Below are 25,151 nucleotides of genomic sequence, written 5' to 3' on the forward strand. Positions count from 1 at the left end.
AAAAGGGATTTAATTATTAATTAAGGTATATAAATATACTTAAAAGAAAATTGAATTTTCTATGGAATTGGAAAAGAATTGGGTTGAATATATGAAATTTCATATAGCTGAATAGAAAAAATTAAACAGGGTTGAGTGAGAAAATCAGTAAAAAACTAAGGGGAAGTTGAGTGAAAAAGTTACCTACATTTGCAATACTAGCAATTTGCTGTAATACAGCAGTTTATGCGGACTTGGTAAAAGATAGTCAAACGACAATAAATTTAAGAAATTTCTTTATTGATCGAAATAACACAACACAGCCTGATGTTGGTAGTTGGTCACAAGCATTAGGTCTAAAGTTTAGTTCAGGTTATACCAATACACCCGTTCAGGTGGGTTTTGACGTGACTTCAAGTTACGCACTAAGATTATCAAATCATAATGCTGAAAGGTCTGATTCGATCTTACCATTTGATCCCATAAAAAATGAGCAAGAACGTAGTTATAATAAATTTGGTGCAACCTTAAAGCTGAAATATAAAGATTCTGAGCTATTAGTTGGGGAACTTTCGCCAAGAACACCTGTTGCATTTATTGATGATTCACGTCAGTTGGTGACAACATATGCTGGTGCGGCATTTGAAACGAAAGCGATTCAAAATTTAAAATTTTCAGCTGGAAGAATCACTCATATAAACGCGCGTAATGATGATGAGTTTGAAAAACTAAGCTTGTTTGCACCAGGTAAAGCAAGAATAGAAAGTAATGGTTTAAGTTATGTTGGTTTAGACTATAATTTTAGCCCTAAAATTTCAGGCTCTTACTGGTTTGGTCAGCTCGAAGATATTTATAACCAACATTATTTAAATGCAGCATATAACACTCAAATTGGCGACTCTAAAATCAAATTAGATGCACGTTATTTCCATAACAGTGAAGCTGGTGACAAATACTATGGAAACATAGATAGCAAAACATTTGGCGTTCAGGCCAACATTCAAAATGGCTCACATAGTTTTGCTGCAGGTGTTCAAAAAAATTCCGGGGATACCAATTTTCCAACATTTGATGGATTCGCTCCTCAACCTTTCCTACATACTTGGTCAACTTTAGGTTTCATCAAACCTGAAGAACTTACTTATCATGCACTTTATTCTTATGACTTTAAAAATGTTGGTTTGCCGGGTTTAAGAACGACTTTGCGTTATTTATATGGCACGAACATAGAGCGTAATGGCCTACCAGATAATAAAGAGACTGAAGCTAATTTCATTGTCGGCTATACCGTTCCAGAAGGGTCTTTTAAAGGGTTGGGTATAGAATGGAGGTATATCGACACGACTACTAAATATGGTGCAGGAACAACCAATGGTAATGATTTTGTTGAAAATCGAATCATTACTACATATAGCTATAAATTCTAATTACATAAACAGTTAATGGACAAACTGGAGATTATATGATGTTTAAAAAATTATTATTATCAACAAGCTTAATCGCAATTGCCACTTATGCTCAAGCTGATATCACGATTGGAGTTGTGACATCATCATCCGGACCTGTAGCAATGGTAGGTATACCACAAAAAAATACAGTTGCTTTATTACCTAAAAAAATTGGTAATGAAAACGTTCGATATATTTCTCTTGATGATGCGAGTGATCCTACAGCATCTGTCAAAGCTGTCGAGAAACTAATAAAAGAAAACAAAGTTGATGCAATTATTGGTCCTTCTGGTTCACCAAATGCTTCTGCAGTGATAGGGACAATTGCTAAAGCGAAAGTACCTCTTCTTGCACCGGTTGGAACTTCTACGATAGTCATGCCAATGAGTGACCAAAAAAAATGGGTGTTTAAAACCACCCAGAATGATGAAATCATCGCAGAAGCGCTTGTGCAAGATATGGTGAAGCGAAAAATTACAACTCTAGGATTTATCGGTACTGCTGATCCGTATGGAGAAAACTGGGGAAAAGTCTTAGCGAATTTAGCAAAGAAAAATGGGATTAAAATCGTTGCTCAAGAATCATTTCAACGTCAAGATACCTCTCTAACTGGTCAAGCGTTAAAACTCATAAGTAAAAAACCACAGGCAATTCTAGTTGCAGCACCAGGTAGTTCAGCAGTGCCTCCACAAACTGCTTTATATGATCGAGGCTATCGAGGGCAAATTTATCAAACGCATGGTGCGGCTTTAGATCAATATTTAAAAATGGGTGGCAAGAAAGTAGAAAATACGATTTTAGCTGCCAGTTTAATGCTTGTTTTAAATGAAGTATCTAATACACATCCTTCTAAGAAAATTGCTACTAAATATATCAATGATTATAAAGCAAAATATAAACAAACACCTGCAACTTTCGGGGCAAATGTGTATGACGCAGGTATTTTGCTTGAAAAAGCTGTACCGACTGCTTTGAAAAAAGCAAAGCCTGGCACCGTGCAATTCCGTGAAGCTCTACGTGATGCATTGGAATCTACAAAAGAAGTCGCAGGAACTCAAGGCGTGTATAACATGAGCCCATCTGATCATAGTGGATTTGACAAGCGTGGGCGTGAAATGATCATTGTTAAAAATGGTCAGTGGAAACTACTGAAGTAAATTTAGCTTTTCATCATAAATAAACTCAGAGCGATATGCATATATCGCTCTAGGTAAATTCATCCTCAAAAAAGGGTAGGAAGATGTTATGGATTTAAATATCGCGTTAATTTTGGGGCAGGATGGTATTACCAGTGGTGCTATTTATGCATTATTAGCGCTATGTATCATTTTAGTTTTTACTGTCACTCGGATATTACTTATTCCATTGGGTGAATTTGCTGTATTTGGTGCATTGACTTTGGCATCCATTCAAGCAGGTATTCCAAGCTTAATAGTTTGGCTGGTCGTTGCGTTTTTTATTGTCAATACAAGTCTGGATTTATACGCTAAATTTTTTAAAAATCAAATATTTAATATCAAAATTTTTATTGCGTCATTGATTTATATTTCTTTGATCGTTATCGCGATGTACACACTACCTTTAGCGACGCTTCCAATGCCAATTCAAGTTTTATTGACTTTGGCTGTGATTACACCGCTTGGTCCTCAAATGTATCGCACTTTTTTTCAACCTTTAGTCGCAGCCAAACCTTTAGTTTTATTGATCGTGTCGATAGCGGTTCATGTGGCATTAGTCGGTTTAGGACTCGTGATATTCGGTCCAAATGGTGCTCAAACACAACCATTTAGTGATAAAAGCTTTGAAATTGGGACTCTTGTTTTAAGCAGTCAAACTTTGATCATTATCGTTTCATTCTTTGTGATGATTTTAGTGCTTTGGTATTTCTTTGAAAAAACACTCTATGGTAAGGCATTGCATGCAACCGCTGTCAATCGAGTCGGTGCACAGCTCATGGGTATTTCTCCAATCTTTGCGGGCAAACTGACTTTTGTTTTAGCTACATTTATCGGAACCTTATCAGGCATTTTAATTGCACCGATCACAACCCTGTATTACGACTCAGGATTTATTTTAAGTCTGAAGGGATTTGTAGGGGCAATCATTGGAGGACTAATCAGCTTCCCAGTCGCAGCAATTGGTGCCGTGATTGTTGGTGTTATTGAGTCTTTCTCCATGTTTTGGGCAAGTGATTACAAAGAAATCATCGTCTTTACATTAATTATTCCTTTCTTACTTTGGAAATCACTCACAACTCGTCATGTTGAGGAGGATGAAGAATGAAATCAAAAACTTATTTCTTTATATTTGCGCTAATTGTATTCATCAGCCCATTTTTTTTACCGACCTATCAAGTCACTTTATTGAACTATATTGGTCTAAATGCTTTAGTCGTGTTAGGTCTTGTATTGGTGACAGGCGTTGGAGGCATGACTACATTTGGTCAAGCAGCCTTAGTTGGAATTGGCGCATACGCAACTGCTTACTTAACTGTGACTGAACAATTACCAAGTTTCCTCGCATGGACAGGTGGCAATCCTTGGTTTGGACTTCTGCTCGGAATATTCATTACAGTCGCATCTGCGATTTTGGTGGGTGGCTTAACACTTAAACTTTCAGGGCATTATCTGCCTTTAGGTACGATCGCTTGGGGTATTTCACTTTATTATTTCTTTTCGACCATTGAAACTTTAGGTGGGCATTCTGGAATTTCGAATATTCCCTCTATTTCTATCGCAGGATTTGCCTTTGATAACGGCAACAAAATGTTCTACCTCATTTGGCTCATTGTATTTATTGCCATTATTTTGACAAAAAATCTTTTAAATTCTCGAGAGGGGCGAGCAATCCGTGCTTTGAAAGGCGGACAAGTAATGGCTGAGTCTATGGGAGTAAATACGTTTAGAGCAAAAATGATCATCTTTGTGATTGCTGCAATTTTTGCATCAATTTCAGGGTGGCTTTATGCACACACGCAAACTTTTATTAACCCGACACCTTTTGGACTCCAAATGGGTATCGACTACTTGTTTATGGCGTTGTTAGGCGGTGTCGGTAGTATTTGGGGTGCAATATTAGGTGCAGGCATATTCACCATGGTACGCCAATGGTTGCAAGACGCTTTGCCTATTATTTTTGGCGGACAAGGTCATTATGAAACAATCGTATTTGGATTAATCATTGTTGTATTGATGCAAAAAGCACCATCAGGGATTTGGTCATTTATTACTAAGTTGATCCCAAATAAATATAAGCCTGTAGATTTATATCCTTCAATCCACCCCATTCCTCAAATGGACAAAGTAGAAAATCAAATCAACAAGGGTGAATTGATATTAGATGCGAAGAACATCACGAAAAAATTTGGTGGCTTGGTTGCGAACAATGAAATGAATCTGAAAATTCACGCTGGAGAGGTTCTCGCTTTAATTGGTCCGAATGGTGCTGGTAAAAGTACCATGTTCAATCAAATATCAGGTGTAGATGTTCCAACGAGTGGTGAAGTTTTATTTAAAGGTAAAAAAATAAATGGCATACCATCCAGAGAAATTGCCAAATTAGGATTAAGTCGCACATTCCAACACGTAAAAATATTGTCTGAAATGACTGTATTAGAAAATACAGCCATAGGTGCACATTTGCGCGGAGAAAAAAGTGTCATCTCATCCATGTTACTTCTTGATCGAGTTGAAGAAAATGAACTTCTCAATGAGGCTAAATATCAACTAGAACGTGTAGGGCTTGGAGAATATTTGTATGTCGAAGCCGGCAGTTTAGCACTCGGGCAGCAACGTATTTTAGAAATTGCACGTGCTTTATGTGCGAACCCAAGCTTATTACTACTTGATGAGCCCGCAGCAGGATTAAGATTTAAAGAGAAACAAGCCTTAGCTGAACTTCTATCTAAATTACGTGCTGAAGGTATGGCAATTCTCTTGGTCGAGCATGATATGGACTTTGTCATGAATCTCGCAGACCGAATTGTGGTCATGGAGTTCGGTCAAAAAATTGCTGAAGGATTACCAGAAGAAATTCAAAAAAATGAAGCTGTATTGGAAGCTTATTTAGGAGGTGCTGCATGATCACAATGCTTGGAAATCAAGAGGGCACGCCTCTGCTAGAAGTAAATAATTTGAGTGTGGCTTACGGAAAAGTCGAAGCGCTTTCAAATTTTAATATGCGTGTTAATCAAGGCCAAATTGTTTCTGTTGTTGGTCCAAATGGTGCGGGTAAAACAACTTTATTGTCTGCAATTATGGGGGTGCTGGGTTCTAAAGGAAACGTCGATTTCGATGGGCATGTGGAGCAATGTCCACAGGTTGAGCAAATGGTGATTCGTGGGCTCGGATTAGTGCCTGAAAAACGGGAGTTATTTGGAACAATGTCTATTGAAGACAATCTTATGCTTGGCGCTTTTCAACGCTATCGCCAAAGAGACAAAGAGATTTTGAGCACTTTAGATGAAGTGTATGACATTTTTCCTCGTTTGAAAGAAAGACGATCTCAGCAAGCAGGAACACTTTCTGGTGGTGAACGACAAATGCTTGCAGTGGGTCGTGCACTCATGGCTAAACCTAAATTGTTGATGCTTGATGAGCCGAGTTTGGGATTAGCACCACTCATCACTCGAGAAATTTTTAAGGTCATTGACCAATTAAGAGGACATGGCGTGTCTATCTTGTTAGTTGAGCAGAATGCCAGAGCTGCTTTAAAACTTGCAGATTATGCTTATGTCCTTGAAATGGGAGAACTATCAATGGAAGGAAGGGGCTCTGATTTAGTTGAAGATCCAAGAATCATCGAAAGTTACTTAGGAATTAATAGTAAGCATCAAGACGTATTAGCTATATAGAACATAACAAATCATACGATTTTCAGGGATTTGAATGGATGTCAAAAAAAATTTTGGTATATGGTGCTGGAGCCATAGGCTGTGTAGTTGCTGCTAGATTAACGCTAGCAGGACACCAAGTCACTGTTCTAGCGCGAGGGGAAAAAGTCGAAACGCTAAAGCAAAAAGGGATTCATTTAAAAGATGTACTGGGTGAATTTCAAGTACATCCATCTCGAATTGTGGATACTGAAGAATGCATTGAAAAACAGGATTTCATATTTATAGCAACCAAGTTTAACGCTTTATACGAAATCTCAACTCAGCTGAAGCGTTATATGCATAACGCGACAGTCATCGTGCCGTTAATGAATGGCATACCCTTTTGGTATTTTTACGGTTTAGAGAATAACTCTGAACATTCAAGCATAAATTGTTTAGATCAACAGGGCGTTTTAAATGACCATTTTCCATTAGAACATTTAATTGGCGCTGTCGTATTTATTACAGCGCAAAGTGTCAATGGAAATGAGGTCAAATCAGACAATCCATATTTGTTGATCTTTGGTGAGCCAAGTCATCAAATGACTGAACGATTACATGCGCTTGTTGAATTGTTTGAAAATACAAGTATCGAAGCACGACCCGTAGAGAACATCCGAGATCAAATTTGGACCAAGGTTATGGCTAACTTGAGCTCCAATCCATTATCGGTTGTGGCTGATGCTCCGCTAAGTAAAATTTATTCTGATCACAATTTAACTCGAATTACGCAACAAATTTTATATGAAGTTCGAGCTGTTGCGGCTTGCTATGGCGCTCGTATCAATATCGACCCAAACACATTTTTAAAATTGGGTTCAGAGATGGGGGAAACATATACATCAATGTGGCATGACTACAAAAATCATCGCCCTTTAGAGTTAGCACCCATTGCAGAAGCTGTATTTGAATTGGCAGATGCTTATGAATGTCCGATGCCGACATCCAAACTTATATATGAATTAACGGTCTATTTAAGCGAACAAGCCAGAACAAGGAATAATGAAGATGAAAAATAATGTATTGAATGTGTCTGAAGCTGAATGGGCGCTCAGAGTTAAATTAGCGAATTGTTATCACCTTATTGATTATTTTGGTTGGACGGAAACAATTTTTAATCATGTCTCAGCGCGCTTACCAGGAGCTGAACACTATTATTTAGTAAATCCTTTCGGCTTGAACTATACGGAAATCACACCCGAAAATTTATTAAAAGTTGATTTAAACGGTAATAAAGTGATTCATTCTGAATATGATGCCAATCCTGCAGGATTTGCTTTACATAGTGCTGTTCATGGTGCTCGTGATGATATTCGATGTTTAATACATACACATACCACACCAATCAGTGCCATTGCACAAAAGAAAGATGGCTTTAAAAATGACAATTTTTATGGTGCGCAGTTATATGGTCGGGTAGGCTATCATGCCTTTGAAGGCATTACCCTATTCGAAGAAGAAAAACAAAGAATGATCAAAAGTTTAGGTGATCATCACATTCTGGTACTTAGAAATCATGGTGTAGCTGTGGGAGAGAGTACGATTGAAAAAGCTTTTTTCCTACTCTGGACAGTTCAACGAGCCGCAGAAATACAATGCCAAGCGGATTCAATGCGTGGTGACGATGTTGAATTAGATCATATCGTAAAACAGAAGTGTGCAGACTTAACTCAAATGTTAATTCAAGAAAGTGCTTTCGCAGATAAGTTTTTTAATGCGATGGTTCGAAAAATGCAGGAAAACAAACACTAGTTCAGGGATAGATTGAGATGAATACGATATTAAAAGAAAAAATCAGTCATAAGTCGGCATGGGTGGGCAAAGACCTAAAAAATCAGACAGATTGGATTTATTATTTAAGCGAAGAAATGCTTCATGAATTAAGCCAAAATTTGCAATTTATAGAACAACAAGATCTAGAAATTGATCAATTGAATAACACGCATTTAACGATTAATAATTCACAAGTTTTATCTGAATTTAAAAAATATGCCGATGAGCTTGAGAATGGATATGGTTTCTTTCTATTAAAAGGTTTAGATGTCTCTAAATTTAGTGAACGCCAATTGGCGATTATTTACTATTTAATTGGCATGTATATGGGTCAACCCGTTACCCAAAATCCTAAAGGCGATTTATTGGGTAAAGTAGAAAACGTTGGTGATCTTAACAACAAATCAACGCGAGTTTATGAAACAAACGCATATCTCCCTTACCACACTGACTTATCTGACGTAGTTGGATTGCTATCAATTAGAAAAGCAATGAGTGGAGGATTAAGTAGTCTCGTCAGTGCTGCCACAGTCTACAATAGAATTTTAGAAAATTATCCTGAATATCTAGGTTATTATTATCATCCGACTTATTGTGATCATCTTGGTGACTCAGAACCAACACTCACGCCTATATTTAGCTTTTATGACAATAAATTAAGTTGTCGATACTTAAGAGCATATATTGAACTAGGACATGAGCGAAAAGGAATCCCTTTATCCAGAGTTCAAGTCGATGCGCTTGATATTTTCGATCAATACATACAAGATCCTGATCTCAGACTAGATATGATGCTTGAACCGGGTGATATGCAGTTCTGTAATAACTATTGTGTAATGCATTCACGATCATCATTTATAGATGATGAAGACATCTCAAAGCGAAGAAAATTATTAAGATTATGGTTAAAAATGCCTAATGCCCGATCTTTAGCCAAGGATTTCCCAGGTAGAAATGGTATTCAAAAAGTAAATCTTTCATAAAAATGCTCAATATTTGACTACAACCTGACTCGGACTTTTAAGTCCGAGTCTTTTTTTGCGATTACTCAAAAGTTGTAAGACTGAATCTGATTTAGAGATGAGTATAAATAATAATTACGCACTCATCTGATTGATCACCTAAACAATATTCTTTTTTTTGTTAACGCGCTATATGGTTCGTGATTATATCGTCTAACAATATTCACACTTTGAATGAGTTAAGTTAAATCAGCTTCTGGAAGTGAGTTTTCCTCATTCAGCAGTCCTGAACGCATTTTATTAAATTTGAGAGTGATTTCTATTCAAGTAGGGAGAATAATCTGCTCTTCAAACGAAAAATGTTGAAAGCCTAGACCTGACAGGGAATACGTCGTTTATCTTTATTTAATCGGGCATCGGACATGGGTATTCATCATAATGCGGCTTTGGCTTGCAACAAGTAGACTTTGATTATTTTTTTCTACCTTTGATTAGTTTAATCATTATTGACTCTCAGTTGAGAAAAAAGAACTCGAACAGATGTTCGAGTTCTTTTTCTAAAATAAACTAAATATGAGCTTAGATTTTAGAAAATGCTTTATGTAATTTTGCACAAATCACTTCTTATCTGACCATTTCATCTTTTTCTACATCTAGACTTTTCACAAAATGTTTACATCCTGTTTTGAGTAAAATAATAGTCAATAACGCTGAGAATCCACCTACGATTGAAATTGAATAACCCACCATGTTGGTATCCCCGAATACTTTATCGGTAATTAATGCGACTAAAGTTGTTCCAATACCTAAACCAATTAAGCTACTGATTAACAAGAAAATTGCAGAAATTTGAGCTCGTAATTGATTTGGAGCTAAAATTTGCATAGCTGCTGTTGAGGTTGGCATTGGGAAAGATGCAAAGAACATAGCCACTGTAAAAATAGCAACAGATAACCACAGTGAGTCTACTAATGTATAGCTAATAATCGGTAAGATAATTCCTAAACCACCTAAATAACCAGCATACATTGCAGCATCACGTCGACCTTTACTTGTCAGATAGTCAGTTAACCAGCCTGCAAAGAAAACGCCAGATGTGTTTGCGATAAGTAGAATCGTTCCTAACATATAACCTGTTTCAACAGGACTTAGACCAAAGTTACGCATATAAAATGCAGGTGACCAGCTCATGACACAAAACAATGCCATTGCATAGAATGTGAAGCCCATGTAGTGACAAGTAAATGTCTTACTGTGCTTTTTTAAGAATTTAAACGAATCCGTAAATTTAACTTTTACGACATTACCTGAGGCATCGAGTTTTTGTCCTGTTCGTTGCGGATCTCTTACTGTTAAAATAAATAAAAGACCAATAAAAACGCCTGGCAATCCAACGAGAATAAAGGCAACTTGCCAAGCCTTCATCATGCCGAGTAAAGGAATATCAATAAACGTTGCATCTTTTAATAAGCTGATCACATAGCCGCCAACGAGAAAAGCCATCCCTCCACCGATAAAAGAACCAATGGAGTAAATACCAACGGCTTTACCTAATTTGTCTTTACTGAACATATCACTAAACATGGAATATGCTGCGGGTGATAATGCTGCTTCACCAATGCCAATCCCCATTCTTGAAAGAAAAAGTTGAATGAAGTTTTTACTTAGACCACAAGCCGCTGTTGCTAAGCTCCAAAAAATAATGCCAATTGCAATAATTTTTGGTCGGGAAAATCGGTCTGCTAAATAAGCGATAGGCAATCCCATAAATGCGTAAAATAGGGAAAAAGCTAAACCGTGCAATAGACTAAACTGAGTATCAGTTAAATTTAAATCTGCTTTGATCGGTTCAATCATCAAGACTAAAATTTGTCGATCAATATAAGAAAATATATAAGCCAACATACATAGTGTGACTACGTACCAAGCGTATCTCGTATTTTTTTTGACCGAAGCGGGTTCTTCAGCATTTAGAGTATTCTGCATTTTCGTATCCTATATCCTTAAGGGTTTGATTTTTATTCCATTATTTTTTTAGCTAAACTGTGACTAGGTATTCAAATTTAAGCAGCATTAGTCATATATAATGCAAAGTTAAACTCAAATACTTTTTTATCAGCATACTGATAATATTTATGATTTTATAAAAGGGCAATAGGTATGTTTAAAAAAAATACGAATTCACCTGAAATATTTGATAATGAATCGGGTTACCTTGGATTTTTATTAAGAAAGACATCCCATGTATATCGTTTAAAAATGGAGCGTGTACTTGCTGAATATTCAATCACTCCACCACAGTTCACAATTTTGAAAATTATTTTGACTTACCCAGGTTTCACAAATGCGGAAATAGCACGTTTTGCTTCATTAACACCGCAAACAGTAAATTTGATGATCTCAAAATTAGAAAAACAAAATATTCTCTATAAAACTTCTCATTCTACGAATAAGAAAATTCAATTAATTGAGATATCAGATTTAGGGAAAAAACTTATGGAAGATTGTGGTGATGCTATTGATCGTTTAGAAGATTCTCTAGTCGATGGTTTTAGTGAAAGTGAAATAAGAATCGTCAGGAATTGGATGAAAAAAATTAATGAAGAATAATTTTCTAAATTATTTGGTTTTTGAACTTGCATAATTATCAGCACACTGATAATTTTTAAGTGCATTAAAAAAACTGAATGGATTTAGAGGAAAATAAAATGATCAAACCTTATGGTGTAGTAGGATTAGTTCCAACAATATGGGGCACAAGTTGTAGAGCAGATATTATGAAAAATATCTCTCATTTAGAGGAACTTACATCCGGTGCATTATGGTTGAGTTCTTTAGATATTCCAGTAAGACTGTTGGTTCTCCCAGAGGGGGCATTACAGGGCTTCAACGATGAAGCACTCGATGTTGATATTCAAGAATTCTTGGATGATGGTGCGATCGATATACCAGGCCCTGAAACAGATCGTTTAGGTGAGTTAGCTAAAAAACATAATGTTTTTATCATGGCGCAAGCCAAAGCTAAAAATGAGGATTGGCCAGGCATTATGTTTAATGTCGGATTTATTATAAATCCTCAAGGCGAAATTATTTTAAAACACCACAAAATGTCTGCTTTATTGCCATGCGAGCGTTCAGCATCACCTCATGATTTGTATGATGAGTGGGTAAAAAAATATGGTGAAGAGCTTCAATCATTTTGGCCAGTAGTTGATACGGAAATTGGTCGATTGGGCATCATGATGGCAATGGAAGGTAATTTTCCAGAAAATGGTCGAGGCCTAGCGATGAATGGTGCTGAAGTCGTCTATCGTGCATCTTTACCAGCTTCATTTACTGAAAATGATGTATTTGAAATCTCCAATCGTGCTCGTGCTTTAGAAAATAATATGTACGTAGTAGCACCTAATATTGGGGGGATGTATCTTGATGAAAATACATTAGCACCGATCGATTGTGGTGGTGGTCTTTCTATGATTGTGGACCATAAAGGTAAAATAGTGGGTAAACAGCATGATACCAATGGATCTACCTATGTCACTGGTGTAGTTGATATAGAGGCACTTCGTTATCATCGTACACACGCTCAGGTGACCAATTGGATGAAAGATATACGTGCAGAATGCGCACAATTAATTTATAAAAATAATATATATCCTAAAAATTTGTATTTGCAGCAAAAACAGGGACATCACGACGAATATAAAGCGGAAGTGATTGATAAGCAAATTCAGAAGCTTATTGATATGGGTGTCTGGAAAAAAAGCGCATATGATGAGTCTTAATCAATGCACTAGCTTAAAAACCCAATAATGTATTGGGTTTTTTTGGGTTTATATATTTTTTAAATGATCTTTTTTTACATAAATCAAAGCGCCAGAACCACCTGCTTTGATTTCAATACGATGTTGAATCGGAAACCTTATCCACGAACCGGCTGAATAATTTCGTTCATTCATCACCAATTTACCTTTGATAATGAAAATTTCAATACCGTTATGATGTGTTGATTCTAAAACCTGTTGGCTTTCGAGTTTTTCGAGAAAGGTGTCTTCATACTCAGATTGAAATAGTTGGCAAATCTTTCTGTTGTTAAAATAGGTCCAGTTTCGCTCGTCACGAGTATCAATTCGTGTAGCTAATTTTTCTTCTTCAGACATTTGCATGAGTTTCACCAAGATCAGACATCCATCTACGCTCGAGACAATATGTTTAGAAAGGTGAGGATTTCGCATATACCATCCAGATGGATAGTGCTGATGATCATCTTCAGTAAAGGTCCCTTTTAACACTAGAACTTCTTCACCGAAGGGGTGTTGATGCTCTCGGAACTGAGAATTTGAAGGGAACTCAACTAGGCTGGTTGCTCTTGCTTGTTCTAAGCCAACACGATCAAACATCATTCGTTTAACTTCGCCTCTTGGGGATTGAATCCATTGATAATCCTCTGGAGTAATTATTACAGGTTGAGAGAAGTCAGCATTTAATCTCATGCTTTTAGCCTAAAAAAGAGCATTAAAGTGATTAATTTTATCAAAAAAAGCGTGAATTTAAGATGAAAACCTGTTCAAGTTCGAGAGTGATTGGGTGTGGAACAACTTTGACTTTGGTCGGCTAGCGTTTTTTTCTCTTTCGAATAATTTAATCTAGGTCGACTTTATTTGAGAATTTAAGTCAATAAAAAAGCCTCAATCTTTCGATTGAGGCTTTTAAAATTTTGGAGCGGGAAACGAGACTCGAACTCGCGACCCCAACCTTGGCAAGGTTGTGCTCTACCAACTGAGCTATTCCCGCAATATGGTGTGAATTATAGTGATTTTGCACACCCTGTCAACACTTCCAAAACTTAATTGATGAATTAATCAGCACGTCGCCATAAAGTTCCTTGACGCGTATCTTCAAGTACAATGCCTTGATCAAGAAGATTTTGGCGAATCTCATCTGCACGCGCAAAGTTTTTCTCTTTCTTGGCATCTTTGCGTTGTTGAATGAGATTTTCAATTTCATCATTACTCAAAGATAAGCTTTCTTGACCAATATCTGATTTTAGGAATTCATCAACATTATGTTGAACAAGACCTAAGATATTGGTCAGATGGCGCAAGGTGGCATAATATATGGCCGCCTGTTCAGCAAGTTCGTCTTTTACGGCACGATTTAATTCTTTATTGATTTCAAAAAGTACGGCAATCGCTTCTGATGTGTTGAAATCATCCCGCATTGCTGCATTAAACTTTTCAACGAGTGCTTCATCGTATTGCGAATTAATTTCGGCACCATATATCTGTTGATATGCTTTAAATGAATGATAAAAACGACTTAATGTGTTTTTAGCTTCTTTAAGCGCAGTATCAGAAAAATTCACAGGACTACGATAGTGTGATGAAACGATAAAGTAACGAATAACTTCAGGATGGAATTTTTCCATGACATCGCGAATCGTGAAAAAATTGCCTAAAGATTTAGACATTTTTTCACCATCGACATTGATAAAGCCTACGTGCATCCAATAGTTTACATATTGTTCGCCAGTTGCAGCTTCACTTTGTGCGATTTCATTTTCGTGATGGGGGAAGGTTAAGTCAGACCCACCACCATGAATATCAAAATGATTACCAAGGCAACATGTAGACATTGCTGAACATTCAATATGCCAACCTGGACGACCATTCCCCCAAGGAGATTTCCAAGAAGGTTCATTTTCTTTTGCATGCTTCCATAGCACAAAATCGAAAGGATGTTTCTTTTCAACTTCAACATCGACTCGTTCGGAAGCACCTGCTTGCATGTCTTCGAGTTTACGACCAGATAGACGCCCGTATTTTTTAAATTTTTCAACTTCGAAGTACACATCACCGTTTGACGCAGGATATGCAGTGCCATTATTGACCAAAGTACCAATCATATTTTGCATTTGATCGATGTACTCTGTCGCACGAGGTGCTTCATCAGGTGCCAAGCATCCTAAATTAGCAGCATCTTCATTCATTGCCTGAATAAAGCGATCAGTGAGTGCTGTAATGCTTTCACCATTTTCATTTGCACGTGCAATGATTTTGTCATCAATGTCAGTAATATTGCGAATATATTTAACTTTCCAACCTTGGCTACGAAGAAAACGAATAATATAGTCAAATGCAACCATAACCCGAGCATGACCGATATGACAGTAGTCGTAAACTGTCATCCCACAGACATACATATCAATATGTCCTTCTTTGCGTGGTACAAACTCAACTTTTTTTCGTTGCTCTGAGTTATATAGAACAAATGGTTGCATAGGTCTTCAAAAAGCTAAAAAAATGGTGGTTCATCTTAACCTAAGGCTTATCTTTCACAAAGTTTTATGCGTAAAAAATCTATGCAAATGAAATCTATACATTTAAGAAAAAGATACTTGCATGCTTATGTTAATATATGAAGAATAATTTAATGATTGAAATTGTGGCTGAATCCAGCCTCAAGGTGCCCAGATTTGAATTCTGAAAATACTACATATCCAATTGATTTTCAAAAGGTTGCAAAAGAAACCTTAGAGATTGAGCGTCAAGCTTTATCGGTACTATCTAGTCAGATTGATGATCGTTTTTCCCAAGCATGTCAAATTATCCTACAGTGTCAAGGTCGTTTAGTGGTCACTGGTATGGGGAAATCTGGTCATATCGGTCGAAAAATGGCTGCAACATTTGCATCAACAGGAACTCCGTCTTTCTTTATGCATCCAGGTGAAGCTGGTCATGGTGATCTCGGGATGTTAGTGCGTGGAGATGTGCTGATCGCGATTTCGAACTCTGGTAAAAGTGATGAAATCATGATGTTAATGCCACTCATCAAACATTTGGGTGTGCCATTGATAACAATTTCAGGTGATGACCGTGGACCAATGCCACAGAACGCTGATGTTGCGCTTACACTTGGTCATATTCAAGAGGCATGCCCATTAGGTTTGGCACCAACTTCAAGTACGACAGCGACTTTAGCTTTAGGTGATGCTTTGGCTGTTGCTTTACTTGAAGCGCGTGGATTTACTGCAAATGATTTTGCCATGTCGCATCCAGCTGGTGCACTCGGTAAGCGATTACTGTTGCATGTTAAACATCTGATGCACGTGGGTGACTCTCTACCAAAAGTTTCACCAGATACACCAATGAATAAAGTTTTATACGAAATATCAAACAAACGTCTCGGATTAACCACAATTGTGGATGAAAATGATGTTCTGTTAGGTATATTTACGGATGGTGACTTGCGACGTCTCATTGATAAGCAACAAGGTTTTGATGTTAATCTTGCTGTATCAAAGGTTATGATTGAAAATCCTCTAACCATTTCACAAGAAGCAAGAGCGGTTGAAGCGCTAGAGCAAATGAATGCTAAAAAAATCAATCAATTTGTAGTAGTCAATGATGCCAAACAAGTGATTGGTGTGATTAGCATGCACGATTTAATTCAAGCTGGGGTAAATTAATTCATGGCATCTTATGTATTGTTAGAACAAGCACGACATATCGAAGCGTTGGTTTTGGATGTGGATGGTATTCTAAGTGATGGTTTTGTAACGTTGACGAACTCAGGTGATGAAATTAAGTCATTTGATATTCGTGATGGACTTGGGATGAAACTTGTTCAGCAAGCTGGAATTAAAGTTGTCATTATTACCGGTCGCCAAAGCAATATTGTGGCAAAGCGTATGAATGATCTAGGTGTAGACTTAGTTTATCAGGGGCGTGAAGACAAAGGGACTGCCTTACAGCAAGCTTGTACGCAACTGGGTTTAAAACCAGAAGATTGCTTGTATATGGGGGATGATTGGCCAGATTTATCAGCTTTTGCGATTGCGGGAATGAAAGTAACAGTGCCAAATGGTCATGTTGAAGTTCGTCGTCGTGCAGACCTTGTAACCCAAGCTTATGGTGGTCGTGGCGCTGTGCGTGAAATTTGTGACATGTTATTGTTGTCAAAAGGGGTTTACCATGAACTTCTTGAAAAATATTTGGCTGTAACGCATTAATATGCAGTTGATATGAACGCTGAATATAGTTGATGATTTATGGATACTAAAGTTTTATACATTACTGCTGTTATTGTCGCTGCTATAAGTGGTGGCTATTATTATTACAGCGGTAAAGGGAAAAAATTAGAGGGTTCATCCGCTCAATCGATGACATATTCGGCAAAGAATATTAATCTTTTGCAAACTGATGAAAAAGGCATGCTTTATGTTAAGGCTACAGTGGATGAACTGAACCAAGATATGAAACAGAAAACATCAAGCTTGCAGAATTTAAATGCCAGCATGTTTACTGATAATGTAGAAGACGCTACGTTTTATGCTAAACAAGCACATGGTTTCAATGACAATGAGAAGATTGTGTTATCTGGAGATGTTGTTGCAACCAAGCAAGGAGAAATGGGCAAAATGGTTTTTCGAACCGATGCGCTTACAGGATATCCAAAAACAAGAAAGCTTGAAACATCTGAGCAAGTTACTGTACAAACACCAAATGCAGATTTTGTCAGCCAAGGCTTAGAAGCAGATTTGAATGAAGGTCAGTACGATTTTAAAAATATTCGAGGAAAGTATGCACCAAACTAAACCTTCTTATTTATCAGGTTCGAAAATGCTTAAAGCAATAGCAATGGTGGCACTCAGTTCTATTTCTGTTATGGCATTTGCATTGCCAAGCGATCGTAATCAACCCATCATGCTATTAGCTGATCGTGCGACCTATAATGATAAAACAGGTATAACGACCTATGTGGGGAATGTTTCTGTTGAACAAGGTACTTTCAAGTTAAATGCAGCTTCTATTGTTGCTAATCTCAATGCCAATCGCCAAATTAGCTCAGTAAATGCGTCAGGTTCCCCTGCAAAATTCCAACAGCAATTAGAGTCTAAACGTGGCATTGCACGTGGTGAAGCCTCTAAAATTGTATATAACGCTGATACAGGCATTATTACTTTGTCGGGTAATGCATACTTGTATCAAGATGGCGCAAGTATTCGTGGGAACACTTTGCGTTACAGTATGAATAAGGGTGATATCGAAGTTGTAGGCGGTGGCAGTAGTGGCACAGGCAGTTCGAAAGGTCGTGTACAAATTATCATTCCACCTTCTGCCTCAAAATCATTCTCTGGAGTACGTGATTAATGAGTGTCAATGAATCACAAATCCAAACATTAAAAATTAAACATCTTGCCAAAGTTTATAGTAAACGCTGGGTGGTGAAAGATGTTTCATTTAGCATGCAAAGTGGTCAAATTGTGGGTTTGCTTGGACCGAACGGGGCGGGAAAAACGACAAGCTTTTACATGATAGTCGGACTGGTTCGAATGGATAAAGGTGAAATTCATTTAGATAATCTTGATCTTTCGGATCTTGCAATGCATGAGCGTGCTCGTCATGGAATTGGTTATTTGCCACAAGAGGCTTCAATTTTTCGTAAATTGAGTATTTCAGATAATATTATGGCGATTCTTGAAACGCGCAAGGATCTTAATAAGCAACAACGCAAAGAGAGACTTCAAGAGTTATTAGAAGACTTTAAAATTACACATATTAAAGATTCTTTGGGGATGAGTGTGTCAGGGGGGGAGCGTCGCCGTGCTGAAATCGCTCGAGCATTAGCCGCCGATCCTAAGTTTATGCTCCTTGATGAGCCTTTTGCTGGGGTAGATCCAATTTCTGTAGGTGATATCAAAGACATTATTCGCAATTTAAAAGAACGTGGTATCGGTGTGCTCATTACAGACCATAACGTTCGCGAAACGCTCGCGATTTGTGAGCATGCTTATATTGTCAGCGAAGGATCCGTCATTGCAGAAGGGACCCCAGATCAAGTACTTATGGATGAAACTGTCCGTAAAGTTTATTTAGGTGATGATTTCACAGTTTAAAAAAATAGTGTGATATCTATAAAATAATGTTGTTTTATAGATATTTAGACTGTAAATTAACTCAAACAAATCGTAAGTTTACAATTGACGCAGAAATAATATAAAAATCATTGTAGAATACGATTGATTTTATGTGACGTAGTTCACACTTTTTAATAGAGATTACAAGTGGCTAAACATCAATTAAGTCAGAAGGATATGGGGTATATCACGCTGTTTGCGATCAGTTTATGTGCGACACAAGTACATGCTGAAGATGCAATCGCTCCTCTAGCAATTGACGATACCCAACGTGCACTATCAGCAGAATTACAAAAACCCAAAATCAATTTTAGTTTGGAAAAAAAGACTGTTGAAGATATACCTGAACAGCTTGAAAAGCCACGTTTTAAATTATTCCAATCGAAATCCAAAATCTCGAAAGAGCAAGTGAAAGAACAGGTTCTTGTTCCTAAAGTTATTGAACAAGTTCCTGATTTAGACGACATAGTCGAAAATGAAATTGCTCAAGTTAACACTATACCTTTATCTAATTCGCAGTCTCAGAATGAGTCGAAGGAAAAGACTCAAAAGAAATCTTTCTTTGCATTTGTTAAGCGTGAAAAAGCGGCATCTGAACCAAAAGTATTGCTGCCAAAGGTAAAGCAGGATATTGAAGAGGCTTCAGCGCCAAATGTTCTAAAACCTACTATTTCATCTACTGTACAACCCGCTACTAAAGACACTCGTCAGGTTTTAAAACCGCTTAAACCAAAGATCCAAAATCAACTAACAGAATCTTTAATTGACGCGCAACACGCAAAATTACTAGAAAATGAAACATCGGTTTCAGAAGACAAAACAGAAAAACCAAAAAGTAAACTCTTTACATTTATTGGGAATATAGGCAAAGATAAAACTAAGTTGGATGAGGGTCATCACCAAGCTACTGGCAATGTTTCAAATACAAAAGTTTTGACACCGACTTTACAAAAATCGGTGAGTGAATCTTCATTGAAAGTGTCTAGTACACCAAAACCGAAGATTGTTAATGATCAACAAATTAACAGCCAAAACAACTTGCTACAAGCTCCACCTTCAACTGTAGCGAAAGTTGAACATCGTCAAAGTCTTGTATCTAAAGCCAAAGCTTTTTGGCCTTTTAAATCAGGTTCTCATAATAAGTTAGAAACACAGAATGTAATTGAGCGTCCAAATTTGATCGTTCAGCAACCGACTAGTGCTTTGGCTGTAAATAAACCTACAATTGTTTATTCAAAACCAATAGAGCAGAAAGCGAAAATATCTGAACAATCGCAGTCGATTAAGCCAGTTGTAAATATTAAGCCTAAAGCTGATCAAGTCGTCTCTGAACAAAAATACAATACGGTGAATGCTGAACCTCAAGCAAAGAAAAAATTCAGTTTAACTGCATTAAAATCAAATATGGATCAGTTTTTTAAACCTAAAGCTGATGATGACTTTAGACAAGTTAAGTTAAATGAACTGAGTGATTTTAGCTTTGATCCTAAACAGGTCGAACAATTGCCTGTGATCACGACACAGGCTTCGCCTAGTGCTCCAGTATCTTTGATGCCACTTGTGAATGGTACGGCTGATAAACAAACGTTAAGCTTATACGATGCGATTAAGATTGCAGTAGCTAGACATCCTGAAGTGACACAAAGTGTTTCTTCACTCGCATCACAAAATGCATTTATTGATGTTGCTAAAGCCGGTTATTACCCACAGTTGAGTGCAGGTGTTTCAACTGGAGATATGACTTCAGGAGAAAGAGGGCGTCAATTATTTAATGTCAATGCGACACAACTACTTTTTGACTTTGGTAAACAAAAATCACTAGTGAGTACAGAAGAAGCCAAGTTGCAGTTTAGCCAAGCTCAAGTTCTTGTCACAATTGACCAAATTGCTCTTGAAGTGGCTTCTGCCATCGTGAATATTAAGCGATATGAAGAAATTACACGTATTGCACGTGAGCAAATTGCTGGTATATCACGAATCCGAGAAATTGCTAATTTACGTGCAGAGGCAGGTATCAGCAGTCAGGCCGATCCAATCCAAGCGCAATCATATTATGAATCTGCACAATCAAATTTAATTCTGCAAGAAACACAGCTCAATGTATTTAAACAACGTCTTAGAACTTTGATGGGAACAGATATATCAAAATATAACTGGGAGATACCTGAGAGTTTAATTAAGGCTTCAGATATTTATTCAGAGCCAAAGTTTAACGAAATTCCGAAAATGATGGCTGCCAAAGCTGAAGTTGATGTTGCAGAATTAGAAAAAAAACAAACTCAATTGAGTCGTTATCCTACGTTAAATGTTAAAGGTACATTGAGTCAAGCAGTCAACGGACGTAATCCGAATAACAATCAAGACGATGGAACAGATAGTTCTATTATGCTTGAAGCAAATAGTACTTTCTTCCAAGGTGGTGCAATTAGTTCACGCAGTCGTGCGGCATCGTTTGCAGAAGAAGCTGCTAAAGCAAAAGTAAATGCAGTTTATTTAGAAACAATTGATGAAATTCGTCGTGCTCAAGAACAAGTTGAAAATAAACAGCGACAAATGAAAGTATTAATTGATCAACAAGCGACATCAGTCAGAACGAAAGAGTTATATCAAGAACAATATAAACTTGGCACTCGTACAGCTGTTGATCTTTTAAATGCTGAGCAAGCGATTCACCGTTCAAATTCAGATATTGAAACGGCACGTTATGATATTTATGAAAACTTAGTTCAATATATTGCCGCTTCTGGTAAGAGCCGCGATGTATATCAACTTAATAATTTGACCATTCAAGGGGTAGAATTGAAACCATGAATACAAGAATAAATTATCAACCATGGTTACAAGGTGTCCTGACGGTTGCACGTCACTATCGAATTGAAACCTCTGCTGAACGTATTCGCTTAGAACTAAATTGGAATCAGAACCAGTCAGTCGATGACATCTTGGCAATTATGACACGCCAAGTAGGTTTGCATGTCCGTAAAGTGGATTTTAGCCCCGATATTTTAAATCCGTGGCGTTTACCGGTATTGGTCGGATTTAAAGATGGGCAAGTTGGCGTCATTGATCGTGCAGATGCACAAGGTAACGCAAGTGTTCAACTGAGCGGTGATGAAGGGTTAGCACAGACATTTTCAGTAGATACATTATTAGATGTCATCGACTCAGTCTATATTTTAAGACCAGAAACCTCAGTACCTGATGCGCGTATTGACGAATACATTAAACCGTACGAAAAAAATTGGTTTTGGGAAATTGTATTACGCGATTGGAAACGCTATATCGATATTATGTTTGCATCATTGCTTGCAAACGTATTAGCACTCGCGACAATCGTCTTCTCGATGAATGTGTATGATCGTGTTATTCCAGCACAATCTATTCCAACCTTGTGGGTGCTGGCAGGTGGTGTATTACTTGCTGCAATCTTTGAATTCGCATTGAAATACTCACGATTAATTCTTTCAGATATGATTGGTAAGCGTGCAGATTTAAGAGTCTCAGATCGGGTCTTTGGTCATGCTTTACGTATTAAAAATAGTGAACGATCTAAATCCACGGGAACGTTTATTTCACAAATTCGTGAACTAGAAGGTGTACGTGAGCTTGTAACATCTACAACAATTACCGCCTTTGCTGATTTACCATTCTTCTTCCTGTTCCTTGGTATTTTTTGGCTCATTGGTGGCAATCTTTTCTGGGTAATTTTGGTGGTTGTACCGCTGATGATTATTCCAGGGCTTTTGGCGCAAAAAAAATTAGCGCAATTGGCTAAAGAGGGTATGCGTGAGTCATCAATACGAAATGCGATTCTCGTTGAAGCTGTTCAAGGTATTGAAGATATTAAACTGCTACGTGCAGAGTCCCGCTTTCAAAATCAGTGGAATCACATGAATGATGTTTCAGCTTCTATCAGCATGAAACAACGTAAAATTGTAGGCGTATTGAATCTTTGGACTCAAAAATTACAGGGGTTGACTTTTGCAATTGTGGTGTTGGTGGGTTGTTTTGCGGTAATGGATGGAGAAATGACCACCGGTGCGTTGGTGGCATGTTCGATTCTATCATCACGTATGTTAGCGCCAATTGCACAGGTTACAGGTGTTCTTGGTCGTTATCAGCAAGCTAAAACAGCGAAAGAAAGTCTTGATGAATTAATGAGTAAACAGGTTGACCATCCTGAGCGTTCACAATTGATTCAGCGATCAGTACTTGATGGTCATTATGAATTAAATGGTGTGGTCTTTAAATACGGCGAAGAAGATCCTAAACCAAGTGTTGTGATTCCTAAACTTGAAATTAAACCAGGTGAAAAAATTGCGATTCTTGGGCGTAACGGTGCAGGTAAATCGACCATTCTTCAATTACTTTCAGGTATGCAAACTGCAGTTCAAGGTAAGGTTCAATTAGATAATATTGATATTACCTTGTTAGATCCATCGGACGTTCGTCGTGACGTAGGTTTGTTGAATCAAAATGCGCACCTATTCTTTGGTACAGTCAGAGAAAATTTAACGTTAGGTGCACCATTAGCTACCGATGATGATTTATTAAAAGCACTTGCTGTAACAGGTGCACTCAACTTCATTCAAGAAAAGAAAGAAGGACTAGATCATATTATTTTAGAAGGTGGTGTCGGCTTCTCAGGTGGACAGCGTCAGGCACTTTTATTGTCAAGACTCCTCATTTGTCAGCCGAATATTCTGTTGTTAGATGAGCCTACAGCTGCGATTGATGATGTATCTGAAAAACAATTAATTGATCATATGAAGAACTGGCTTGGACATCGCACATTGGTTGTGGCAACCCACCGCCGTGCAGTTTTAGAGTTAGTGGATCGAATTATCGTGGTGAATGATGGTCGTATCGTTATGGATGGCCCACGTGATCAAATTTTAAATAATTCTGGCCAGCAACAAGCAAATTCAGGGGCTAAATCATGAGCGAAGAATTAAAACAACAACGTTCATTAAAAGTGTCTCAGTTAGAGCCACCATTACCGAAGGTCAGTATTACGATTTGGATTATTGGTCTGGGTTTGCTTGCACTCATTATTTGGGCAGCTATTTTCAAACTTGAAGAAGTTTCTAATGGTACAGGTAAAGTGGTTCCAACTTCTAAGGAACAAGTGATTCAATCTTTAGAGGGCGGGATTCTAACCAAACTTGAAGTTAAAGAAGGTGATATTGTTGAAAAAGGGCAAACCCTTGCTCAACTTGATCCGACACGATTTGCTTCAAATGTGGGTGAATCAGAATCGTTACTACTGTCATCGCAAGCAACAGCTGCGCGTTTACGTGCGGAAGTGAATGGTGGTCCACTGGTATTTCCAGAATCAGTTCAAAAAATTCCAAAATTGGTTGCTGAAGAAACTCAGCTTTATCATTCTAGACGTGCCAATATGGAAGAATCTATTGCTGGCTTAACGCAAGCACTTACGTTAGTTCAGCAAGAATTGAGAATGACAGAACCGCTTGTTGCCAAAGGTGCTGCGAGTGAAGTTGAAGTTTTACGTTTAAAACGTCAAGCAAATGAATTGACCAACCAAATTAACGATATTCGTAACCAGTACTATGTGCAGGCACGCGAAGAGTTATCTAAGGCGAGCACTGATGTCGAAACTCAACAACAAGTGATCAAAGGTAAATCTGATAGTCTGAATCGTACAATCTTTAAAGCACCAGTCCGCGGTGTGGTAAAAGAAATTGATGTGATGACTTTGGGTGGTGTTATTCCTCAGAATGGTAAGTTGATGACCATTGTCCCTTTAGATGAACAACTTTTAATTGAGGCGCGAATTTCACCGCGTGATATTGCATTTATTCATCCTGGACAGGAAGCTTTAGTTAAAATCACTGCTTACGATTATTCAATCTACGGTGGCTTGAAAGGAGAGGTAACAGTCATTTCTCCTGATACGCTACGTGATGAAGTTAAACAAGATCAATTCTATTATCGTGTGTATATTCGTACTGATTCAGACAAGCTTTATAACAAAGCTGGGCAAGCTTTCCCAATCACGCCGGGTATGGTATCAACGGTTGATATTAAGACAGGTCAAAAAACGATTCTTGAATACCTGTTGAAACCATTCAATAAGGCGAAAGAAGCGTTACGCGAACGATAATCTCTATTTTTTCAGTCTGTTTAAAACCCAATCAATGATGTTTTGATTGGGTTTTTTAATATGATTGAAT

General features: G+C 37.6%; 21 protein-coding genes and 1 tRNA gene. 18 read left to right on the forward strand and 4 right to left on the reverse strand.

All coding sequences use genetic code 11. The features are described from left to right. Window positions 1-170 precede the first annotated feature (170 nt). The 8 genes from AC1M85_RS06010 to AC1M85_RS06045 all read left to right on the forward strand — a co-directional run bounded on the left by AC1M85_RS06010 (window position 171) and on the right by AC1M85_RS06045 (window position 9,056). Window positions 171-1,406 (forward strand): OprD family outer membrane porin, encoded by a 1,236-nt coding sequence (locus AC1M85_RS06010; RefSeq protein WP_035266345.1) that lies wholly within the window; start codon window positions 171-173, stop codon window positions 1,404-1,406. Window positions 1,407-1,444: 38 nt separating this feature from the next. Then, entirely contained in the window at window positions 1,445-2,584 is a 1,140-nt protein-coding gene (locus AC1M85_RS06015; protein WP_488213750.1) for an ABC transporter substrate-binding protein, read from the forward strand. Between the two features lie 88 nt (window positions 2,585-2,672). Then, on the forward strand, window positions 2,673-3,710 hold the full coding sequence (locus AC1M85_RS06020; protein WP_035266350.1) for a branched-chain amino acid ABC transporter permease: 1,038 nt from the start codon (window positions 2,673-2,675) through the stop codon (window positions 3,708-3,710). Further along, window positions 3,707-5,509, forward strand: a complete 1,803-nt coding sequence (locus AC1M85_RS06025) for a branched-chain amino acid ABC transporter ATP-binding protein/permease (protein ID WP_488213751.1) — start codon at window positions 3,707-3,709, stop codon at window positions 5,507-5,509. Before AC1M85_RS06020 ends, AC1M85_RS06025 begins: the two co-directional genes overlap by 4 nt. Further along, a complete protein-coding gene (locus AC1M85_RS06030) occupies window positions 5,506-6,279 on the forward strand; it encodes an ABC transporter ATP-binding protein (RefSeq protein WP_481614196.1) in 774 nt (257 codons plus the stop codon). Before AC1M85_RS06025 ends, AC1M85_RS06030 begins: the two co-directional genes overlap by 4 nt. A gap of 38 nt (window positions 6,280-6,317) precedes the next feature. Further along, window positions 6,318-7,319, forward strand: coding sequence for a ketopantoate reductase family protein (locus tag AC1M85_RS06035; RefSeq protein ID WP_481587678.1), 1,002 nt, complete (start codon window positions 6,318-6,320; stop codon window positions 7,317-7,319). Continuing rightward, window positions 7,309-8,052 carry a class II aldolase/adducin family protein gene (locus tag AC1M85_RS06040; protein ID WP_228143120.1) on the forward strand — a complete coding sequence of 248 codons (744 nt, stop codon included), beginning with the start codon at window positions 7,309-7,311 and terminating at the stop codon, window positions 8,050-8,052. The genes AC1M85_RS06035 and AC1M85_RS06040 overlap by 11 nt, the downstream gene beginning before the upstream one ends. Before the next feature lie 17 nt (window positions 8,053-8,069). Beyond that, entirely contained in the window at window positions 8,070-9,056 is a 987-nt protein-coding gene (locus tag AC1M85_RS06045) for a TauD/TfdA family dioxygenase (protein WP_481611785.1), read from the forward strand. Between the two features lie 603 nt (window positions 9,057-9,659). Here AC1M85_RS06045 and AC1M85_RS06050 read toward each other — a convergent pair. Next, the gene (locus AC1M85_RS06050; protein WP_180028227.1) at window positions 9,660-11,021 is read right to left on the reverse strand and encodes a spinster family MFS transporter; all 1,362 of its coding nucleotides are present in this window, start codon (window positions 11,019-11,021) and stop codon (window positions 9,660-9,662) included. Between the two features lie 174 nt (window positions 11,022-11,195). Between AC1M85_RS06050 and AC1M85_RS06055 the strand changes: the two genes are divergently transcribed. Together AC1M85_RS06055 and AC1M85_RS06060 are read left to right on the forward strand one after the other, a co-directional pair. Continuing rightward, window positions 11,196-11,645, forward strand: a complete 450-nt coding sequence (locus tag AC1M85_RS06055; protein ID WP_092767707.1) for a MarR family winged helix-turn-helix transcriptional regulator — start codon at window positions 11,196-11,198, stop codon at window positions 11,643-11,645. 98 nt (window positions 11,646-11,743) lie between these two features. Next, complete coding sequence (locus AC1M85_RS06060; RefSeq protein ID WP_180028226.1) at window positions 11,744-12,820, forward strand: nitrilase-related carbon-nitrogen hydrolase; 1,077 nt, start codon at window positions 11,744-11,746, stop codon at window positions 12,818-12,820. A gap of 48 nt (window positions 12,821-12,868) precedes the next feature. Here AC1M85_RS06060 and AC1M85_RS06065 read toward each other — a convergent pair whose 3' ends face one another. From AC1M85_RS06065 to cysS, 3 genes are all read right to left on the reverse strand, one after another. Then, the gene (locus AC1M85_RS06065) at window positions 12,869-13,528 is read right to left on the reverse strand and encodes a cupin domain-containing protein (RefSeq protein WP_180028225.1); all 660 of its coding nucleotides are present in this window, start codon (window positions 13,526-13,528) and stop codon (window positions 12,869-12,871) included. 225 nt (window positions 13,529-13,753) lie between these two features. Next, window positions 13,754-13,829 (reverse strand) — tRNA-Gly (locus AC1M85_RS06070). 64 nt (window positions 13,830-13,893) lie between these two features. After that, window positions 13,894-15,315, reverse strand: coding sequence for a cysteine--tRNA ligase (gene cysS / locus AC1M85_RS06075; RefSeq protein ID WP_481952313.1), 1,422 nt, complete (start codon window positions 15,313-15,315; stop codon window positions 13,894-13,896). A 195-nt stretch (window positions 15,316-15,510) separates the two neighbouring features. On the opposite strand from cysS, the gene AC1M85_RS06080 reads away from it, so the two are divergent. From AC1M85_RS06080 to AC1M85_RS06115, 8 genes are all read left to right on the forward strand, one after another. Continuing rightward, window positions 15,511-16,503, forward strand: a complete 993-nt coding sequence (locus AC1M85_RS06080; protein WP_481587673.1) for a KpsF/GutQ family sugar-phosphate isomerase — start codon at window positions 15,511-15,513, stop codon at window positions 16,501-16,503. 3 nt (window positions 16,504-16,506) lie between these two features. After that, window positions 16,507-17,046, forward strand: coding sequence for a KdsC family phosphatase (locus tag AC1M85_RS06085; RefSeq protein WP_481587672.1), 540 nt, complete (start codon window positions 16,507-16,509; stop codon window positions 17,044-17,046). Between the two features lie 39 nt (window positions 17,047-17,085). Next, window positions 17,086-17,631, forward strand: a complete 546-nt coding sequence (gene lptC, locus AC1M85_RS06090) for an LPS export ABC transporter periplasmic protein LptC (protein WP_481593664.1) — start codon at window positions 17,086-17,088, stop codon at window positions 17,629-17,631. A gap of 25 nt (window positions 17,632-17,656) precedes the next feature. Then, window positions 17,657-18,187 (forward strand): lipopolysaccharide transport periplasmic protein LptA, encoded by a 531-nt coding sequence (gene lptA / locus AC1M85_RS06095; RefSeq protein ID WP_373683313.1) that lies wholly within the window; start codon window positions 17,657-17,659, stop codon window positions 18,185-18,187. Then, the gene (gene lptB / locus AC1M85_RS06100; RefSeq protein WP_488213752.1) at window positions 18,187-18,933 is read left to right on the forward strand and encodes an LPS export ABC transporter ATP-binding protein; all 747 of its coding nucleotides are present in this window, start codon (window positions 18,187-18,189) and stop codon (window positions 18,931-18,933) included. Before lptA ends, lptB begins: the two co-directional genes overlap by 1 nt. Window positions 18,934-20,358: 1,425 nt before the next feature. Next, window positions 20,359-21,765 (forward strand): TolC family outer membrane protein, encoded by a 1,407-nt coding sequence (locus AC1M85_RS06105; protein WP_481587693.1) that lies wholly within the window; start codon window positions 20,359-20,361, stop codon window positions 21,763-21,765. Next, window positions 21,762-23,897, forward strand: coding sequence for a type I secretion system permease/ATPase (locus AC1M85_RS06110; RefSeq protein WP_481587669.1), 2,136 nt, complete (start codon window positions 21,762-21,764; stop codon window positions 23,895-23,897). The genes AC1M85_RS06105 and AC1M85_RS06110 overlap by 4 nt, the downstream gene beginning before the upstream one ends. Further along, window positions 23,894-25,081: an HlyD family type I secretion periplasmic adaptor subunit gene (locus tag AC1M85_RS06115; protein ID WP_481613418.1), complete on the forward strand. Its 1,188-nt coding sequence runs from the start codon at window positions 23,894-23,896 to the stop codon at window positions 25,079-25,081. Before AC1M85_RS06110 ends, AC1M85_RS06115 begins: the two co-directional genes overlap by 4 nt. The last annotated feature ends 70 nt before the right edge of the window (window positions 25,082-25,151 follow it).

The sequence above is a fragment of the Acinetobacter sp. 24-47-64 genome, assembly GCF_057737055.1.

Coding starts and splice junctions, on each gene's coding strand:
- AC1M85_RS06015 (WP_488213750.1), top strand. CDS start 1,445: ATGTTTAAAAAATTATTATTATCAACAAGCTTAATCGCAATTGCCACT.
- AC1M85_RS06020 (WP_035266350.1), top strand. CDS start 2,673: ATGGATTTAAATATCGCGTTAATTTTGGGGCAGGATGGTATTACCAGT.
- AC1M85_RS06025 (WP_488213751.1), top strand. CDS start 3,707: ATGAAATCAAAAACTTATTTCTTTATATTTGCGCTAATTGTATTCATC.
- AC1M85_RS06030 (WP_481614196.1), top strand. CDS start 5,506: ATGATCACAATGCTTGGAAATCAAGAGGGCACGCCTCTGCTAGAAGTA.
- AC1M85_RS06035 (WP_481587678.1), top strand. CDS start 6,318: ATGTCAAAAAAAATTTTGGTATATGGTGCTGGAGCCATAGGCTGTGTA.
- AC1M85_RS06040 (WP_228143120.1), top strand. CDS start 7,309: ATGAAAAATAATGTATTGAATGTGTCTGAAGCTGAATGGGCGCTCAGA.
- AC1M85_RS06045 (WP_481611785.1), top strand. CDS start 8,070: ATGAATACGATATTAAAAGAAAAAATCAGTCATAAGTCGGCATGGGTG.
- AC1M85_RS06050 (WP_180028227.1), bottom strand. CDS start 11,021: ATGCAGAATACTCTAAATGCTGAAGAACCCGCTTCGGTCAAAAAAAAT.
- AC1M85_RS06055 (WP_092767707.1), top strand. CDS start 11,196: ATGTTTAAAAAAAATACGAATTCACCTGAAATATTTGATAATGAATCG.
- AC1M85_RS06060 (WP_180028226.1), top strand. CDS start 11,744: ATGATCAAACCTTATGGTGTAGTAGGATTAGTTCCAACAATATGGGGC.
- AC1M85_RS06065 (WP_180028225.1), bottom strand. CDS start 13,528: ATGAGATTAAATGCTGACTTCTCTCAACCTGTAATAATTACTCCAGAG.
- cysS (WP_481952313.1), bottom strand. CDS start 15,315: ATGCAACCATTTGTTCTATATAACTCAGAGCAACGAAAAAAAGTTGAG.
- AC1M85_RS06085 (WP_481587672.1), top strand. CDS start 16,507: ATGGCATCTTATGTATTGTTAGAACAAGCACGACATATCGAAGCGTTG.
- lptC (WP_481593664.1), top strand. CDS start 17,086: ATGGATACTAAAGTTTTATACATTACTGCTGTTATTGTCGCTGCTATA.
- lptA (WP_373683313.1), top strand. CDS start 17,657: ATGCTTAAAGCAATAGCAATGGTGGCACTCAGTTCTATTTCTGTTATG.
- lptB (WP_488213752.1), top strand. CDS start 18,187: ATGAGTGTCAATGAATCACAAATCCAAACATTAAAAATTAAACATCTT.
- AC1M85_RS06105 (WP_481587693.1), top strand. CDS start 20,359: ATGGATCAGTTTTTTAAACCTAAAGCTGATGATGACTTTAGACAAGTT.
- AC1M85_RS06110 (WP_481587669.1), top strand. CDS start 21,762: ATGAATACAAGAATAAATTATCAACCATGGTTACAAGGTGTCCTGACG.
- AC1M85_RS06115 (WP_481613418.1), top strand. CDS start 23,894: ATGAGCGAAGAATTAAAACAACAACGTTCATTAAAAGTGTCTCAGTTA.